General features: G+C 37.7%; 19 protein-coding genes and 1 riboswitch. All 19 genes read left to right on the top strand.

Translation table 11 applies throughout. The annotated features are described in order from the left end of the window. Window position 1: 1 nt before the first annotated feature. The 19 genes from cmr4 (at window position 2) to ACPLVE_RS04605 (ending at window position 16,773) form a co-directional block, all read left to right on the top strand. Window positions 2-964 carry a type III-B CRISPR module RAMP protein Cmr4 gene (gene cmr4 / locus ACPLVE_RS04695; protein ID WP_424610274.1) on the top strand — a complete coding sequence of 321 codons (963 nt, stop codon included), beginning with the start codon at window positions 2-4 and terminating at the stop codon, window positions 962-964. Next, window positions 961-1,416: a type III-B CRISPR module-associated protein Cmr5 gene (cmr5, locus tag ACPLVE_RS04690; protein ID WP_424610273.1), complete on the top strand. Its 456-nt coding sequence runs from the start codon at window positions 961-963 to the stop codon at window positions 1,414-1,416. Before cmr4 ends, cmr5 begins: the two co-directional genes overlap by 4 nt. Beyond that, window positions 1,413-2,390: a type III-B CRISPR module RAMP protein Cmr6 gene (gene cmr6 / locus ACPLVE_RS04685; RefSeq protein ID WP_424610271.1), complete on the top strand. Its 978-nt coding sequence runs from the start codon at window positions 1,413-1,415 to the stop codon at window positions 2,388-2,390. Before cmr5 ends, cmr6 begins: the two co-directional genes overlap by 4 nt. Before the next feature lie 9 nt (window positions 2,391-2,399). After that, window positions 2,400-2,528: a hypothetical protein gene (locus tag ACPLVE_RS04680; RefSeq protein WP_424610269.1), complete on the top strand. Its 129-nt coding sequence runs from the start codon at window positions 2,400-2,402 to the stop codon at window positions 2,526-2,528. 261 nt (window positions 2,529-2,789) lie between these two features. Then, complete coding sequence (pcp, locus tag ACPLVE_RS04675) at window positions 2,790-3,401, top strand: pyroglutamyl-peptidase I (RefSeq protein ID WP_424610268.1); 612 nt, start codon at window positions 2,790-2,792, stop codon at window positions 3,399-3,401. Window positions 3,402-3,470: 69 nt separating this feature from the next. Further along, window positions 3,471-4,022 (top strand): AAA family ATPase, encoded by a 552-nt coding sequence (locus tag ACPLVE_RS04670; RefSeq protein ID WP_424610266.1) that lies wholly within the window; start codon window positions 3,471-3,473, stop codon window positions 4,020-4,022. Window positions 4,023-4,081: 59 nt separating this feature from the next. Then, the gene (locus ACPLVE_RS04665) at window positions 4,082-5,890 is read left to right on the top strand and encodes a heme NO-binding domain-containing protein (protein ID WP_424610264.1); all 1,809 of its coding nucleotides are present in this window, start codon (window positions 4,082-4,084) and stop codon (window positions 5,888-5,890) included. Between the two features lie 14 nt (window positions 5,891-5,904). Further along, window positions 5,905-6,450 carry a phosphodiesterase gene (gene yfcE / locus ACPLVE_RS04660; RefSeq protein ID WP_424610263.1) on the top strand — a complete coding sequence of 182 codons (546 nt, stop codon included), beginning with the start codon at window positions 5,905-5,907 and terminating at the stop codon, window positions 6,448-6,450. 24 nt (window positions 6,451-6,474) lie between these two features. Continuing rightward, on the top strand, window positions 6,475-7,389 hold the full coding sequence (locus tag ACPLVE_RS04655; protein WP_424610261.1) for an aldo/keto reductase: 915 nt from the start codon (window positions 6,475-6,477) through the stop codon (window positions 7,387-7,389). A 144-nt stretch (window positions 7,390-7,533) separates the two neighbouring features. After that, window positions 7,534-8,136 carry a hypothetical protein gene (locus ACPLVE_RS04650; RefSeq protein WP_424610259.1) on the top strand — a complete coding sequence of 201 codons (603 nt, stop codon included), beginning with the start codon at window positions 7,534-7,536 and terminating at the stop codon, window positions 8,134-8,136. A 116-nt stretch (window positions 8,137-8,252) separates the two neighbouring features. Beyond that, on the top strand, window positions 8,253-9,695 hold the full coding sequence (locus ACPLVE_RS04645; protein ID WP_424610258.1) for an RtcB family protein: 1,443 nt from the start codon (window positions 8,253-8,255) through the stop codon (window positions 9,693-9,695). 57 nt (window positions 9,696-9,752) lie between these two features. After that, window positions 9,753-10,220 (top strand): type VII toxin-antitoxin system MntA family adenylyltransferase antitoxin, encoded by a 468-nt coding sequence (gene mntA / locus ACPLVE_RS04640; protein ID WP_424610288.1) that lies wholly within the window; start codon window positions 9,753-9,755, stop codon window positions 10,218-10,220. Continuing rightward, on the top strand, window positions 10,186-10,626 hold the full coding sequence (gene hepT, locus ACPLVE_RS04635; RefSeq protein ID WP_424610256.1) for a type VII toxin-antitoxin system HepT family RNase toxin: 441 nt from the start codon (window positions 10,186-10,188) through the stop codon (window positions 10,624-10,626). Before mntA ends, hepT begins: the two co-directional genes overlap by 35 nt. Before the next feature lie 18 nt (window positions 10,627-10,644). After that, entirely contained in the window at window positions 10,645-12,270 is a 1,626-nt protein-coding gene (locus ACPLVE_RS04630; RefSeq protein WP_424610254.1) for an MBL fold metallo-hydrolase RNA specificity domain-containing protein, read from the top strand. Window positions 12,271-12,362: 92 nt separating this feature from the next. Continuing rightward, a riboswitch (Lysine riboswitch) is annotated at window positions 12,363-12,541 on the top strand. A 66-nt stretch (window positions 12,542-12,607) separates the two neighbouring features. Next, on the top strand, window positions 12,608-14,044 hold the full coding sequence (locus tag ACPLVE_RS04625; RefSeq protein ID WP_424610252.1) for a sigma-54 interaction domain-containing protein: 1,437 nt from the start codon (window positions 12,608-12,610) through the stop codon (window positions 14,042-14,044). A gap of 180 nt (window positions 14,045-14,224) precedes the next feature. Then, on the top strand, window positions 14,225-14,617 hold the full coding sequence (locus ACPLVE_RS04620; protein ID WP_031314244.1) for a hotdog domain-containing protein: 393 nt from the start codon (window positions 14,225-14,227) through the stop codon (window positions 14,615-14,617). Between the two features lie 11 nt (window positions 14,618-14,628). Then, window positions 14,629-15,456 (top strand): 3-keto-5-aminohexanoate cleavage protein, encoded by an 828-nt coding sequence (locus ACPLVE_RS04615; protein ID WP_424610251.1) that lies wholly within the window; start codon window positions 14,629-14,631, stop codon window positions 15,454-15,456. After that, window positions 15,453-16,118, top strand: coding sequence for a CoA transferase subunit A (locus ACPLVE_RS04610; protein WP_009610465.1), 666 nt, complete (start codon window positions 15,453-15,455; stop codon window positions 16,116-16,118). The genes ACPLVE_RS04615 and ACPLVE_RS04610 overlap by 4 nt, the downstream gene beginning before the upstream one ends. Further along, window positions 16,108-16,773: a CoA transferase subunit B gene (locus ACPLVE_RS04605; RefSeq protein ID WP_424610249.1), complete on the top strand. Its 666-nt coding sequence runs from the start codon at window positions 16,108-16,110 to the stop codon at window positions 16,771-16,773. The genes ACPLVE_RS04610 and ACPLVE_RS04605 overlap by 11 nt, the downstream gene beginning before the upstream one ends. The last annotated feature ends 11 nt before the right edge of the window (window positions 16,774-16,784 follow it).

Genomic DNA, 16,784 nt, shown 5'->3' with positions numbered 1-16,784 from the left:
TATGTTTTTAAAATTCCAACCTTTCTTTTTAATTGTGGAAACACCACTTCATCCAGGAAGTGGTAGTGAATTAGGGCTTGTAGATTTGCCTATACAAAGGGAAAGACATACTAATTTTCCTAAAATTGAGGGGTCGGGGTTAAAAGGGAGTATCAGGGAGGCATTTGAAAATTCAGAAAAAGCAATAGTGATGCCAAACAAAGGGGAACAGGCGAAGAAGATAAAAGTAAAAGATTACGTGCCACTGATTTTTGGGCCTGAAAGTGGAAATGAACATGCAGCTGCGCTTGCTTTTATGGATGCAAAAATTTTATTCTTTCCTGTAAAGTCATTGAGAGGGATTTTTGCTTGGATTACATGTCCTCAAGTAATAGAGAGGTTTAAAGAGGATATGAGAATGATCAAGTTTAATAATGATGTAGAGAGTTTTAAAGCAAAAGAAGGAACTATTCCAAAGGATTCGAATTTAATAGTTTCTTCGAGAATTGTATTAGAGGAATATACATTTGAGGTTGTGCCAGATGATGAAACAACAAAAATTGCTAAATGGTTTGCTGAAAAAATATTTCCTTCAAAAGAACCTGATATATATAAATACTGGAGAGAGAAATTTATGAAAGATCTTGTGATCCTTTCAGACGATGAGTTTAAAGAGTTTGTTTCTACGTCTACCGAGGTCATTGCAAGAACAGTTATTGATGATAATAAGGGTACAGCTAAAAATTTATGGTATGAGGAATACCTACCTCAAGATACGATTTTATATTCAATAGCTATGGCAACTGCAATAATGGAGGATGAACAAAGGAAGGGGGCTTTTGCTGACGAAACTTCTGAAAAAGAAGCCGAGAAAGTTATCAGTTATTTTAAAGAAGGACTCCATGAGGTTATACAAATTGGAGGGAATAAGACTATCGGTAAAGGTATCACAAGGATTCAGCTTCTAGAGGGGGTTAGAACATGAGTAATGGGCTATCTAACATGCGCAAATTGGAAAGAGGTAGAGCAGAATTTGCGTATGAATGTGTTAGACAAGCTATAGAAAAAGTATTTAAAGGTGAGGATAAAAAAGAAAGGAGAAAAGAATATAGATCATATGCTCGAAAAATTCCTACAATGATATTGACAAATGGACTTGGACAGGCGCTTGCTTTTTTAAAAGCAAAGGCAGGATCTGATGAGGAAGAAAGCGAAGCAGAAAAAGGGAAAAGTGAAGTATACCGATTGTTATATAAACAAATTACCGACTACATGAAAAGTGAGACTACATTGCGAATTTCTATGCCTCCACAAAAAGAAGACTTAGTGGAATGGGTAATTTCCTGTGATTCAGTAGAATATAGATATATAACTCAAGAAATATTGGCTTTCTTGACGTGGCTTTCAAGATTTGCGGAGGGAATGATAGAAAAATGACAAAATCTAGAGAAAAACGTAAGGATGAAAGGTACATTTTTTATAACCCTGCTGACACAAGAAGTTTGTTATTCAAGGAAATTGAAAAATATTCTACGTTTAAATGGAATGCTCATACAGGAAAAGAAGAGGAAAAGTCATTTGAATACAGCTCTTCATCATATGTTAAGAACCCAGTGCTTATTTTTAGTAAATTAATTCCCTATTCCTTTGATGAAAACGGTCTTGTGAGAAAAGATAATAAGGTTGAGTATTTAAAATTGGTAATCAATGAAATGAATAAAGTGGCAGATGAAGTATCTTATATAAGTACTCGGCTTGAGAGTGTGATAAACAGTTTTAAAAATAACGGATATAAAGTTAAAAGTTTCAAAGGAAAACCTTTATGGAGATTCGTAGTTGGTTTAGGAGCATCACATCCTCAAGAGACTTCTATGACGCTTCATCACATCTATGGTGTGCCTTATATTCCAGCAAGTGCAATTAAGGGAATTATTAAGCAGTGGGCTGTTTTAAAATTTGCTGAAGAGTATGCAAAAATTAAGAAAGGCGAAGAGCTTGATTTTGACATTGCAATAGAAGAGATTTCAGAAAAATTAAGAGAAGGGGAAAATTTATCCATAACAATAGATAATGTGTCTTTTTATGATTTGATTAGAATTTTTGGTACACAGGAAAGGGAAGGCGAAATAATTTTCTTTGATGCATATCCTTGTGATAAGATAACATTGAAAATTGATGTGATGAATCCCCATTATAAGAATTATTATTTTAGTACACAACCTCCTGCTGATTGGGATCAGCCACGACCTTTGCCTTTTTTAACTGTAGAAAATACTAAATTTGCGTTTTATGTTGCGGGGAAAGATGAAACTTTAACTTTAAAAGCTGTAAAATGCGCCAAAGATGCATTAAAGGAACATGGAGTTGGTGCGAAAACTTCTCTTGGGTATGGGATATTTACTGATTTCTAAATTTGATTCATGCAGAGATCTATTTACAGAGGAATATTCTCTTTTTTTAAAGGCACATGGGTGATTGCTTTTACGTTTGTGCTATTAATCATTGCTGTTATAGTGCTGGTTGTAGACTATTTTCTAAACTCCTTGTAATTTTATACTAAGACTGCTCTTTTAAAAGTTTTATAATTATGTGTCGTCTAAAAAATTTTCTTAATTTCATTGCATTATATCTGATACCGTCTTACGACAGAATATCTTTATTCTTCCAATAAGGTAGAAATTTTTAGTATTTACATTAGTTTTTGAAAAGCAAAATACGAAAATAATGATAGGGTGAAAAATTATTATTCAAAACTTATCATTTGAAAAAGGAAGAGAAAATAGTGATAAAAATTCATGGAGGTAGAGAGAATGAAAGTGCTTGTTACGGCTTTTGATCCCTTTGGAGGGGAGAGTGTCAATCCTTCTTATGAGGTGTTAAAGAATTTGAAAGATAACATAGAAGGAGCGGGAATAATAAAACTTCAGGTTCCCACTGCTTTTTATGTTTCTGTGGAAAAAGCAATAGAAAAGATAAAGGAAGTTAATCCTGATGCGGTTTTAAGCATTGGGCAGGCGGGTGGACGATATGATATAAGTGTTGAGAGGGTAGCTATCAATATTGATGATGCTAGGATTCCTGATAATATAGGGCAGCAGCCAATTGACACCCCAATTGACCCTGAAGGAGAGCCAGCTTATTTTGCCACTATTCCAATAAAGGAAATAGTAGAAGCGATAAAAAAAGAAAATATACCGGCATCTGTTTCTAACTCCGCGGGTACCTATGTGTGCAATCATCTAATGTACGGAATTCTAAATTACATCCATAAAAACAAATTGAACATTAAAGCAGGGTTTATTCATATACCTTATTTACCAGAACAAGTTCTAGAAAAGCCCAATACTCCTTTTATGTCTTTGAATGACATGGTAAAAGCTATAGAAACAGCAATAAAAGTGATTGTAAAAGCAATCTCATAAAAATTTTGTTTTACGGCTAAGACCTGTTAAAATAGAGTTAAATAAAAAAGAAAGAATGAGGGGAGAGGAATGGGGGCTCTTGTCCTTCTCGTGGGGCTTCCGGGTGCTGGCAAGTCAACTTTTGCAGCAGAGCTCAAGAAAAAACGTCCTGATATAGTTGTAGTAAGTTCTGATGAAGTTCGAAAAAATTTTTTTGGAGTTACGTTTGACCCAAGGGTGGAAAAACAGGTGTGGTCTATAGTGCATTCGGCTGTTATAGGTAATTTAAAGCTTGGAAAGACAGTAGTCTTAGATGCGACAAATCTTACGAGAAGCGCAAGGTACAAATGGATAAGGTGGGCTGGATGGTTTAAAAAGCCTGTTATGGCTGTTTTTATCAATCCTCCTCTGGAAGTAGTTTTCAAGCAAAATGCCATGAGAGAAAAGGAGTGGGTGGTGCCCGAGGAGGAAATGAGAAAGAAGGTAATGATTTTAAAGGTTCCTCAGATGGAGGAAGGTTTTTGTTCTGTTGTAAATATTGAAAAAATAGATGAAGAATCGGTAAAAAGGGTTATTGAAGAACTGGAAAAAGTAAAAGTTGAGACATTTGAAAAGAGAAAAATTGTTCAAGTTAAGCAGTAAATTAAAATTATTTTTTGCCGAAAATAATTAAGGATAATACATTACTGGGGAGTGAGAAAATGAAGGGGACAATCGTCGGAACATGGATAAAAACTCTGAGGAACCTTTATGGAAATGATGTAGTGGATGAAGCTTTAAAAAGTGTAGGTTGGGAGGTAGACAGGGTAATTACGCCATTGGAAGACATTGAGGATGATGAAGTTAAAAGGATTTTTGCAAAAGTAAGTGAGATTACAGGCAAAAGTGTTAACGAGATATGGAGAGAGGTAGGAAGGCAGAACATAAAAACTTTCAGCGAATGGTTTCCCTCCTATTTTGCAGGGAGAAGGCTAGTGAATTTTTTAATGATGATGGATGAGGTACACCTGCAGCTTACCAAGATGATAAAAGGAGCCACTCCTCCAAGGCTTATTGCAAAGCCTGTTGCAAAAGACGCCATTGAAATGGAGTACGTTTCTAAAAGAAAGATGTACGATTACTTTTTAGGGCTTATAGAGGGTAGTTCTAAATTCTTCAAGGAAGAAATTTCAGTGGAAGAGGTCGAAAGAGGCGAAAAAGATGGCTTTTCAAGGCTGAAAGTGAGGATAAAATTTAAAAACCCCGTTTTTGAGTATAAGAAAAATGTCTGGGGGAAGATACTTGGTTTTGGCTTTATAAGGAGCAACTCTTTTAAACTTGCTTTATGGAGCTTTATCATAGGCTTTTTGGTGGTAGGGTTTGTATCTTCATGGGACCTTCTAAAAGGTTTTTCTGGCGGATTTGTAATAGGAGTATTTACGTACATATTTTCTTATGTTTTGAATATGCCTGCTAAGAATCTTCATGAATTTGTAAAAATCATGGGAAGCAGAAATTTAGAAGAGGAGTTTAAACTAGAAAGCGGTGACGTTTTTGAAGCTATTGCAGAGGAGTTAAACAGCGTAAAAGATACTATTAAGAAGGACATGCTGTTTTTAAAAGGCGGCACAGACGACATGCACAATTTTGTTCACAGGTTTAATGAGATTGCAGAGAACATGAAAAAGGTGTCTGAAGATATATCTTCTGTGGTGAATGATGTCGCTTCTTCTACAGTTCATCAGGCAGAAGAGATAGAAAGGGCTGTCGGAATACTGGATGAAAATATAAAAAAGATAAATGAGATTGCAGGAACTAGCAAAAAGAGCAATGAAAAACTGGAAAATTCTATAGGAAATATAAAAAGGGCAAATACCGATGTAACGGACGTTGCCAAGGAATTATCACAGGTAGAAGTGGATTTTTCTAGTATATACGAAATGGGCAAGGTGCTTTCAGATAGCGCTAAAGATATCATGGCAATAGTTACTACTGTAGAGGAGATTTCAGATCAGACTAATTTGCTGGCGCTAAATGCGGCTATTGAGGCGGCAAGGGCAGGAGAGGCAGGAAGAGGCTTTGCTGTAGTAGCAGAAGAAGTGAGGAATTTAGCTGAAAATTCGAAAAACGCGGTAAAGACCATAACAGAAAGCTTAGTCAATTTTACAGGTCAAGTGGAGAATCTAGCAGAAAAAATAAGGGCCCAGTTTGAAAGGCTTAAAAATAGCATTTCCACTCTGGAAAAAGTGGTAGAGAAAAATACAATGGCTACAGAAGAGGTTGCAGGGATATCGAGTGTGATAGTCGAATCTGCAAACAGGCTTTATGAAGAGGCAGGAAAACTTTCGGAAGTCTTTAGGCATCTTGAAAATCTAGCAGCCATTTCAGAAGAGAATTCGGCTTCTTCTGAGGAAATGAGTGCCAATGTTACAGAGTATTCAAACAGAATAAAGGAATTTATAGATCAGATAAAGCAGATGGAGACACTTGTCATAAACTTTAAAAAGGAGCTTGATAAGTATAAAGTCTAAAGAAGGTGATGTTTGTGAAAATAGGAGTTGTAAGTGATACTCACGGGGATTATGAGTCCTGGGAGAAGGCGTCTAGGTTTTTGAAAGATTGTGATATTATACTGCATGCTGGGGATGTGCTTTACCATGGACCCAGAAATCCCCTGCCCAAGGGGTACAACCCTAAAAAGCTGGCAGAGGCGATAAATTCCTGCGAGATTCCTATCCTCATAGCAGAGGGAAACTGTGATGCCTATGTAGACCAGATGGTTATTGATGTGCCTATTACCCCCTATGTTTTTGCTGTAATTGAAGGGAAAAGGATTATGGTAAATCACGGGCATCTGCTGACTGATGAGGAGATAGAAAAGCTTATTCTAAGATACAGTTTAGACTACTTTATTGTAGGCCATACTCACATTCCTGTTGTGAAAAAGATAGGCAAATGTACTCTGATAAATCCCGGTTCGACTTCTCTCAGCAAGAGAGAGGATAATGTAAATTCTATTGGTTTTATTGAAATTGGGAAAGATAAAGTTTATGTGATTAATTTGGAAAATGGAGAAAAGATTATTGAGTAAAATTAAAAGAAGAAGGTGTAAAAGGTGAAATATTTAAATATTGGCGGAGAAATAAAGGCTTCCTCCATAGCTTTAGGGTGCATGAGAATAAGTGATAAACCTATAAAGCAGGTAGAAGAACTGATTGATACGGCTTTAGAGGGAGGCATAAACTTTTTTGACCACGCTGATATATATGGAGGAGGAAAGTCAGAAGAAGTATTTGGCAAAGTTTTAAAAAAGAAAAAAGGCTTAAGGGAAAAAATTATTATACAGACGAAATGCGGAATAAGAAACGGCTATTACGATTTTTCAAAGGAACACATATTAAAATCTGTAGAGGGAAGTTTGAAAAGGCTTGGAACTGACTACATAGATATTTTATTATTACATAGGCCTGATACTTTGATGGAACCCGAAGAGATTGCAGAGGCATTTTCGATATTACATAGCAGTGGAAAAGTTAGGAATTTTGGTGTAAGCAATTTTAACCCTATGCAGGTTGAGCTTTTGAGTAAATATTTAAATCAAAAACTTATTGTAAATCAGTTGCAGTTTAGTATTGCTCATACTGGGATGATTGATTTTGGCTTCAATGTAAATATGAAGGTAGAGCAAGCGATAAATAGGGATGGAAGTGTCCTGGAGTATTGCAGATTGAAAGGAATTACTATACAAGCATGGTCTCCTTTCCAGTATGGATTTTTTGAAGGGACTTTCTTGGGAAATGAAAAGTTTAAGGAATTGAATGAAAAGATCGATGAAATAGCTGTACAAAAGGGAGTACCCAGTATTGCTATACCTATTGCGTGGATTTTAAGACATCCTGCAAAAATACAGGCTATTGTTGGTACAACGAACCCAGCTCGATTAAAAGATATCTGTAAGGCAGCAGATATTGAACTTACAAGAGGGGAATGGTATGCCTTATATAGGTCTGCTGGCAATAAGTTGCCTTAACTTGAAAAGCCCTGTCAAGGGCTTTTTTTGTTGATCGTTAGGAAAAAAATTATTATTTAATAAAAACTATTGACAATTTTATAGCGAGTATTATATAATAAAATTAGGTAATTTTCTAAAAATGAGGAAAGAGGTGTAACAAACATGAGTAAACTTACGATGGCTGAACAGTTTACTTTAAGGGCAATGACGGGAAGAGTAGTAGGAGAGGCGTTGGCAAATTTTTATGAGGTAAAAGGCGGATTAGGCATTGTGACTAATAAAACTTTTATATGTGCCAGTCTTGTAGGTGCGGTGGAAGCTACATTTTTAAGCCTTAGGAGGGGCCTTGCAAAAATATCTACTGCTATGATGGAAAAACCTGAGGAAGCCAAAGAAGCCGTTAAACTTCTCAAGGATATGGAAATGGTTATGCTTGGATACGGTGGTGAATTGGGAGGAGAGGAAAATTACGCCTTAACAAAGGCCTTTTTAAAGGCAGCGGCAGAAGAAGGGCTTACAAGTGACCTTTTCTTCCATGTTAGGATTTGGCTTCCAGCATTTGTTCAAAGAGCGATGGAGGAGGACGAAAAGATTGCTTCTTATCTAAAAGGGAAAAAGCTAGGCACCTTTACTTTTGACCTGGACAGAGGAGTATTTTTATTCTACAATGTAAAAGTGGATGAAGAAGGAAAGGTTACCTTGAAGTTGATAAGCGAAGTGCCAATAAGCTTAGAGCATCTGGACCTTTTAAAAAGAAGTTTGTAATGGGTTTTTATAAGGGAGATTAGGCGTTTTTTCAGGCTCTTACTGAGCCTATTTTTTTATGATTTATTTCCGGGATTGTGATATAATGAGATTACAGGAAATAGGGAGGTGAAAATATGGCCGTTGAGATTATTCAGGGGTACACTTTAGTAAAAGATGGGATAAATAAGTGGAGAATTCCTAAGTTCGGGAAGATGAGGGTTGATGCTGTAGTTTATGTAAACGACACCTTGAAGGAGCTTTTAAAAGACGACCAGTCTTTAAGACAGCTTGTAAATGCTGCAAGCCTCCCTGGAGTAGTGGAACCGGTGATTGGGATGCCGGATATTCACGAAGGTTTTGGACTTCCGATAGGGGGAGTCATGGCTATAGAAGAAAAAGGGGTGATTTCGGCTGGAGCAGTAGGGTATGATATAAATTGCGGTGTGAGACTTATAAGGTCTGACCTTGAGGCAGACTATTTTACAAAAGATATACTTTATAAGTTGATAGAGAGGATTGAACATTACGTTCCGACAGGGATAGGCAAAAAAGGAAGGCATAAGGGTATTACCCGGGTAATTTTTGACGATGTTGTGCACAATGGAGTAGAGGCAGTGATTAAGGCAGGTTTTGGCAAAATGTCTGATTTGGAGTATATTGAAGAGGGAGGAAAACTTGAAGGAGCCGATATTTCGGCGGTATCAGAAGAAGCTCAGGAAAGAGGAGAAGAACAGCTTGGAACTCTTGGAGGAGGCAACCATTTTATAGAAATTCAAAAGGTAGAGGATATCTTAGATGAAAGGCTGGCAGAGAAATTTGGACTTTTTAAAGGACAGCTTGCTGTGATGATTCACACGGGGAGCAGAGGGTTTGGACATCAGATCGCTACGGATTATACAAAGATTCTGTGGGAAGCGGCTAAGAGGTATGGGGTTGAGGTACCGGAAAAAGGGCTTGCAGCAGCTCCTATAAAGTCAAAGGAAGGGCAGAATTACTATAAAGCAATGGCGGCTGCGGTGAATTTTGCTTTTTCAAACAGGCAGATAATCATGTTTGATGTGATAAGGGCTTTTGAGGATGTTTTAAAAAAATCGGAAGAAGAAATGGGATTTAAACTTGTGTATGACGTTGCTCACAATATCGCCAAGTGGGAAATACATGGGGGAAAAAGGGTACTTGTTCACAGGAAAGGAGCTACAAGGGCTTTGCCGGCAGGACATCCGCAAAATCCGCCTTCCTATAGAGATACAGGACATCCTGCTCTAATTCCTGGCAGTATGGGTACAGGTTCCTATGTGGTAGTGGGAACAGAAAAAGCGGCAGAGACATTTTATTCTGTAAATCACGGAGCAGGACGAAGACTTTCTAGAAATCAGGCTAAGAAGATAAGCAAAGAGGAATTTGAAAGGTCTATGGGAGATGTGGTTTATAATGTCCGCTCTTATAAAGACATTGTAGATGAATCTCCTCTTGCGTATAAAGATGTGGAAGCAGTAGTTTCTGTCCTTGAAGAAAGAGGCATTACTATACCTGTTGCAAAGCTTATTCCTCTTGCAGTTGTGAAAGGGGCTGATTAAGACTAATTTTTGTGGGATGATGGGGGTGAGTATACCTTTAATGAAGAGGTGTATGTGGTGGTTCAAAAGGATTTAAAGGGAGTAGAAGAAATATTTAAGAGAAATTTGCCGTATTTAAAAGAAAAATATAACATAAAATTGGCATATGTTTTTGGTTCTTATGCTAAGGGAACTAATGAAAAAAACAGTGACCTTGATATTGCAGTGCTTTTGGATGGAGATTATGCACCGTTTAAAAAATTGGAACTTATTGGCGACCTAGTGGAGATATTTAAAAGAGACGACGTAGATTTAGTGATATTAAATGAGGCAAACTCAGTATTAAGGCATCAGGTTATAAAGTATGGGAAGGTCATCTTTGAAGAAAGTAAAGACGTTAGAGTTGATTTTGAGGTGAAAACTTTAAGAGAATATATGGACATGGAATATTTTAGAAAAGTACAAATGGACATTGTTAAAGAGTGGATTAAAGAAAATGTGAGGGAGAAGGATGACCAAAAATATAATGGAATTGATAAATTCTAAAATAAATGAGTTACAAAAAAACTTAATATTGTTGAAAAAAATAGCTCAGGAAGCGAATGAGAAAAACATAAAGGAAGATATGTTGAAATATTGGGGGATAGAGAGAGGAATTCAGATATGTATAGAGAATGTAATTGATATCGCTAATATAATAATTTCTTCTCTGGGATTGGAAAAGCCTGATACCTATAGAGAAGCAATTTTGCTCTTGGATAAGGCAGGTGTTTTGCCAGAAAACTTTGCAAAAAATGTTGCTAATATGATTTCTTTCAGAAATATATTGGTCCATGACTACACTAGGATTGATGAAAAAGTGATTGTAGATATACTAAAAAATCGACTAGAAAATTTTGTAATGTATATATCTTATATAAGCAAATGGCTTGAAGATAACTACAATTTCTAAAAGGAAAGGAGATTTACTGTGAAAATAACTTTTTTGGGTGCTGCTAAGGAAGTTACAGGTTCATGCTACCTTGTAGAGACAGAAAATGCCAGGTTTTTAGTGGACTGTGGCATGTTTCAGGGAGGAGAAGTAGAAGATGAGCTAAACTATCAGGAATTCATTTTTGACATAAAAGATATCGATTTCATGCTTTTAACCCATGCTCACATAGATCACAGCGGAAGGATTCCTGTACTTTACAAAAGAGGTTACAGAAAGAGGATTTACGCAACTCACGCTACAGTTGACCTGTGCAGGTACATGCTGCCGGATAGCGGGCACATCCAGGAAATGGAAAGTGAGTGGAAGAACAGAAAGAGGAAAAGGGCTGGAAAGCCTTTGAGGGATCCACTTTATACGGCTGAAGAGGCAGAAGAATCTATAAGCATATTTTATGGTGTTGACTACGGGGAAGTGATAGAGCCTGCACCTCATATAAAAGTGAGATTTAATGATGCTGGGCACATGCTTGGCTCATCTATAATTGAGGTGTGGGTAAATGAAAAGGGAAAAGAGACTAAAATAGTGTTTTCAGGAGATCTAGGGAATAAAAAGGTGCCTCTTTTGAGAGATGTGACTTTAATAAATGAGGCTGATTATGTTCTCTGTGAGTCTACATACGGCAATAGGATTCATGAGGAGGTCTCTGATAGGGCGAAAAGGTTGATGGAGATTATAACACGCACTGTTAAAAGAGGGGGAAATGTGATTATTCCTTCTTTTGCAGTGGGGAGGACACAAGAGATATTATATGAGCTTCACAAGGAGAGAGATTTGTACAAAGATGAGATAGAATTTTTGAACAACATCCCTGTGTATGTAGACAGTCCTCTTGCCACCTCAATAACAGATGTTTTTGCAAAGCATCCAGAGTGCTTGGATGATGAGGCAAGGGAATATATCAAAAGAGGAGAATTACCGCTTGATTTTCCTAATCTTCATTTTACACACAGTGTTGAGGAATCTAAGGCTTTGAATGAAGTTAAAACGCCAATGATAATTATTTCGGCCAGCGGCATGTGTGAGGCGGGCAGGATAAAACACCATCTGAAGCACAATCTTTGGAGACCAGAATGTACAATCCTTTTTGTCGGATATCAAGCAAAAGGAACTTTGGGAAGAAAACTTTTAGATGGAGAAAAAGATGTAAAGATATTTGGAGAGGAAATAAATGTTAAAGCAGAAATCCAGTATATTGAGAGTTTTTCAGGTCATGCTGATCAAAAAGGTTTGCTTGAATGGATTTCGGGTTTTGAAAAAAAGCCCAAAAAGATATTTATAGTACATGGTGAGGATGATGCACAGGAAGAGCTGGCTGATAAAATAGAAGCACAATTCGGTATAGAAACCATGATTCCCTCGAGGTATGACGTTTATGATTTTGACAAGGAAGAGCTGATAAAGGGGGAAGTTGAAGATAAAGAAAAGTTTAAACTGGAACTTAATAATAAGCTGGAAGAACTTAGGCTAAGAAGTGAAAAGGCTTTTAACAAACTGGAGGAAATTTTAGAAAAGAAAGAGAATAAAGATTTAGCCGATATAATGTTAAAGGTAAACGATATAAATGAAAGCCTTATGAAGCTTTATAGAGAACTTTTGGATTGAAACTGCCTGAGTTATTGCTCTTGCTTTTAAAATATGATATAATATAATTACGCATTGATAAGCTTTACATCAAAAGAGATATATTTTAATAGCGCATAAATAGAGGAGCAGCCAGGCATGTATTCAGTGGGGTGTTAAGGAGAAGAACCTCCGATACTCGCTGAGGAAGGTTTGGCTGCCGAAAGGGTGAGTTAGTTCTTTAACTCATCCTTGGTGGTAAACACAAAGTTTACCACTGTCATGGGACCTCCCATGAAGCGCTATTTATGCAGTGAAAATATTTTCATTGCATAAATAGCGCTTTTTTATCCCTAATCTTTTCACAGGGGGAGTGAAGATGACCTTGAGGTTAAAAGTATTACCTCAAGAATTTTATCAGAAAGCCTTAGAGGTATTGCTTGAAAACATTGACTGGGGTGTGCAGATTACAGATAAAGAGGGTTACACTATTTACTACAACAAGGCTTCTTCTCAAATTGATGGAATTCCCATAGATGAAGCGATTGGAAAGCACGTTTTAGCTATGTTTCCATCTCTTTCTAATAGAGAAAGTACAATTTTAAAAGTTTTAAGGACAGGGGAACCTGTTGTCGGACATGAGCAGGAAATTACAAATTGCTATGGACAAAAAGTCAGCCTTTTTACTATTACTCTCCCCATTGTAATCGATGGAGAAATATGTGGGGCTATTGATATTTCTAAAAACCTTTCCGAAATAAAAAATCTTATGACAAAAGTGATTGATTTGCGAGAAGAAGTGCGAAATAACAGAAAGAAAAGTGCTGTAAAAGAAAACGAGGAAGCTTATTATACTTTTGATGATATTATTGGAGAATCCAGAGCAATTACAGAACTGAAGTGCAAGGCTCAAAAAATTGCAAAAAGCAATTCGCCAGTGTTTGTGTATGGTGAGACAGGTACGGGCAAAGAGCTTTTAGTACAGGCAATTCATAATGCTAGTCCAAGGAAGAATGGACCTTTTATTGCTCAAAATTGTGCAGCCCTCCCCGAAAATCTGATGGAGTCAATACTTTTTGGAACAGTAAAGGGAAGCTTTACTGGTGCAGAAAATCGCCCTGGTTTGGTAGAGCTGGCTGACGGAGGGACATTATTTTTGGATGAGATTACTTCTTTAAGTCTTGACCTTCAGGCAAAGCTTTTACGCTTTTTGCAGGAAGGGTATATAAGGAGAATAGGAGATAGTAAGGTTCGGAAAGTAGATGTGAGAGTTATTGCTGCTTCTAACATTTCTCCTTATGAAGCTTTGGAGAAGAAAATTTTAAGACCTGACCTTTTTTATCGATTAAGTACAATTGTTTTGTATGTGCCACCTCTTAGGGAGAGAAAAAGTGATATTCCTCTTTTGGTTAAGCACTTTATCAGGGAATTTAATTGGCAATTGGGGAAGGATATAAAAGGGATAAGCGAAGAGGTGGAAAGAGCGCTTTTAAGTTTGTCCTGGCCGGGAAATGTGCGGGAATTAAAGGGAGTTATAGAGTATGCGGCTAATTTTTGCGAAGGTGAAATAATTCAGTTGCATGACCTTCCTGACCACATTTTAAGAAATGCCTTTATAGAGGGAGAAAAAGAGATAGCAGTAGATACTATCGGGATAGAAGGGGATCTCAGAAGCTTTTTAGCAAAAGTCGAATATGAGCTTATTACTAAAACTTTAAAAAAGACAAATGGTAATATAAGTAGAGCAGCAGAAATTTTAGGTATTCCGAGACAGACTTTACAGTACAAAATAAAAATGTTAAAAATAAATATTTAATTTTGTGTCTAATGCTTAATTTTCAGCATAAGATGGGTTTTTATCAGAACGAGCTGTGAATCTTTTATAGGAAAAGGCCGAAAAATGGCCTTTTTTCTTTTTACTCAATGCTTGGTATGGATTTTGCATAAAAGTTTGAGAAGAGGTTTTCAAGGAATTTGAGAAGGGAGGGGATACATGTTGAAAGCCACAATAAGAGTCAGGATGAGCCTTCATGATGCTCACTATGGAGGAAATTTAGTAGATGGAGCGAGAATTTTACAGCTTTTTGGGGATGTGGCGACAGAGCTTTTGATAAGGCACGATGGAGATGAGGGGCTTTTTAGAGCTTATGACAGTGTAGAATTTTTGGCGCCAGTGTATGCGGGGGATTTTATAGAAGCCACAGGAGAAATAGTGGAGGTTGGAAATACGTCGAGAAAGATGGTCTTTGAGGCGAAAAAGGTGATAGCAGCAAGGCCTGATATCAGTGATTCTGCGGCAGAAGTGCTGGAAGAACCTATTGTAGTGTGCAGGGCGAGTGGCACCTGTGTTGTGCCAAAAGAAAAGCAGAGGTACAAAAAAGAAGGGTAGGTGAGTGAAGGGTGGAGAAATTGATAATTACTGCGGCTATATGCGGAGCTGAGGTCACAAAGAAGCATAATCCTAATGTACCTTATACTGTTGAGGAGATGGTGAGAGAGGCTTTATCTGCATATAACGCAGGAGCTAGCATAATTCACTTGCACGTAAGGTATGATGATGGTACCCCTACACAGGACAAAGAAAGGTTCAGAGAAGTGATTGAAGCGATTAAAGCAAAATGCCCTGATGTCATAATCCAGCCTTCAACTGGTGGAGCTGTTGGTATGACTCCAGAAGAAAGGCTACAGCCGGTTTACTTAAAGCCAGAGATGGCATCACTAGACTGTGGCACAATGAATTTTGGCGGAGATGAAATATTTGTAAATACAGAAAACATGATAATAGAATTTGCCACCAAGATGAATGAACTGGGAGTGAAGCCGGAACTTGAAGTATTTGACAAAGGAATGATAGATACAGCGATAAGGCTTCACAAAAAAGGGTATATAAAGGCTCCGATGCACTTCAATTTTGTGATGGGAGTAAATGGCGGAATTTCAGCTGAGATGAGGGATTTTGTATTTCTTAAAGAAAGCATTCCTCCAGGAAGCACGTTTACTGCTACAGGAATAGGACGCCATGAATTCCCTGTAGCTACTATGGCTATACTTGCAGGAGGGCATGTGAGAGTTGGCTTTGAGGATAACGTATACCTCGAAAAAGGGGTTCTGGCAAAGTCCAATGGTGAACTTGTAGAAAAAGTAGTGAGAATTGCTAGAGAGTTAGGTAGAGAAATTGCAACCCCTGATGAGGCCAGAAAAATATTAGGGTTAGAGGTGAAGCCATGAGGAAGGTTGTTACTTTTGAAGAATTGAAACCTTTATTTAAAGATGGAATGACCTTGATGATCGGTGGGTTTCTTGCAAATGGCACACCTGAGAAATTAATTGACCTTCTCATAGAATTAAACGTTAAAGACCTTACTATAATTGCCAATGATACCAGTTTTCCAGACAGGGGTATAGGGCGTTTGGTTGTGGCCGGCCTTGTGAAGAAAGTTATAACTTCTCATATAGGTACTAACCCTGTTACAGGAAAATTGATGAATGAAGGAAAAATTGAAGTAGAGCTCGTTCCACAGGGGACACTTGCAGAAAGGATAAGAGCTTATGGAGCAGGTTTGGGAGGTATCTTGACTCCTACAGGAGTCGGCACAATGGTGGAAGAAGGGAAACAAAAAATAACTGTGAATGGAAAAGAGTATCTCCTTGAACTTCCACTGGGAGCAGATATAGCGCTTATTAGAGGAAGTATTGTAGATGAGTTTGGAAATATCTATTACAAAGGGACAACGAGAAATTTCAATCCTATAATGGCTCTTGCAGCCAAAACTGTTATAGTTGAGGCAGAAAAAATAGTCAAAGTAGGAGAAATAAAGCCAGAAGATGTCATGACACCAGGAGTATTGGTAGATTACATTGTAAAAGGAGGGGAAGGAGATGATAACTGATCAGGAATTGGCGAAAACAATAATAGCAAAAAGAATTGCAAAAGAGCTCAAAGATGGACAGCTGGTGAATTTAGGAATTGGGCTTCCTACTTTGGTTGCCAATTACATTCCCGAGGGAGTACATGTAATATTCCAGTCGGAGAATGGAATTACAGGTATGGGACCTATGCCAGAGCCCGGAAAAGAGGATGTAAATATAATCAATGCCGGCGGGCAGTATGTGACAGTTCTGCCTGGCGCAGCGTTTTTTGACAGTGCATTTTCCTTTGCACTCATAAGAGGAGGACATGTGGACGTTACCGTGCTCGGGGCATTAGAGGTAGATGAAGAGGGAAATTTAGCTAATTGGATAATACCTGGAAAGTTAGTTCCTGGCATGGGTGGGGCAATGGACCTTGCCACAGGAGCCAAAAGAGTAATCGTGGCGATGCAGCATACTGCTAAAGGGCAGCCAAAGATTTTGAAAAAGTGCCGCCTTCCTCTCACGGCTAAAGGCAAAGTGAGTCTTATAGTTACAGAGCTTGCAGTGATAGAGGTGACAAAAGAAGGACTGCTTCTCAAAGAAATTCACAGGGATACATCTATTGAAGAGGTCAAGTCTTTGACAGAGGCAAATTTAATTATTCCAGATGATGTAAAATATATGGACGTGTAAAGTTCGAAGGA

The organism is Caldanaerobacter sp., assembly GCF_049701115.1.
GTDB lineage: Bacteria > Bacillota > Thermoanaerobacteria > Thermoanaerobacterales > Thermoanaerobacteraceae > Thermoanaerobacter.
Note: the sequence above shows the minus strand (reverse complement) of the source record. Positions and strands in the feature narration are given on the sequence as shown.

Coding starts and splice junctions, on each gene's coding strand:
- cmr4 (WP_424610274.1), top strand. CDS start 2: ATGTTTTTAAAATTCCAACCTTTCTTTTTAATTGTGGAAACACCACTT.
- cmr5 (WP_424610273.1), top strand. CDS start 961: ATGAGTAATGGGCTATCTAACATGCGCAAATTGGAAAGAGGTAGAGCA.
- cmr6 (WP_424610271.1), top strand. CDS start 1,413: ATGACAAAATCTAGAGAAAAACGTAAGGATGAAAGGTACATTTTTTAT.
- ACPLVE_RS04680 (WP_424610269.1), top strand. CDS start 2,400: ATGCAGAGATCTATTTACAGAGGAATATTCTCTTTTTTTAAAGGCACA.
- pcp (WP_424610268.1), top strand. CDS start 2,790: ATGAAAGTGCTTGTTACGGCTTTTGATCCCTTTGGAGGGGAGAGTGTC.
- ACPLVE_RS04670 (WP_424610266.1), top strand. CDS start 3,471: ATGGGGGCTCTTGTCCTTCTCGTGGGGCTTCCGGGTGCTGGCAAGTCA.
- ACPLVE_RS04665 (WP_424610264.1), top strand. CDS start 4,082: ATGAAGGGGACAATCGTCGGAACATGGATAAAAACTCTGAGGAACCTT.
- ACPLVE_RS04650 (WP_424610259.1), top strand. CDS start 7,534: ATGAGTAAACTTACGATGGCTGAACAGTTTACTTTAAGGGCAATGACG.
- ACPLVE_RS04645 (WP_424610258.1), top strand. CDS start 8,253: ATGGCCGTTGAGATTATTCAGGGGTACACTTTAGTAAAAGATGGGATA.
- hepT (WP_424610256.1), top strand. CDS start 10,186: ATGACCAAAAATATAATGGAATTGATAAATTCTAAAATAAATGAGTTA.
- ACPLVE_RS04625 (WP_424610252.1), top strand. CDS start 12,608: ATGACCTTGAGGTTAAAAGTATTACCTCAAGAATTTTATCAGAAAGCC.
- ACPLVE_RS04610 (WP_009610465.1), top strand. CDS start 15,453: ATGAGGAAGGTTGTTACTTTTGAAGAATTGAAACCTTTATTTAAAGAT.
- ACPLVE_RS04605 (WP_424610249.1), top strand. CDS start 16,108: ATGATAACTGATCAGGAATTGGCGAAAACAATAATAGCAAAAAGAATT.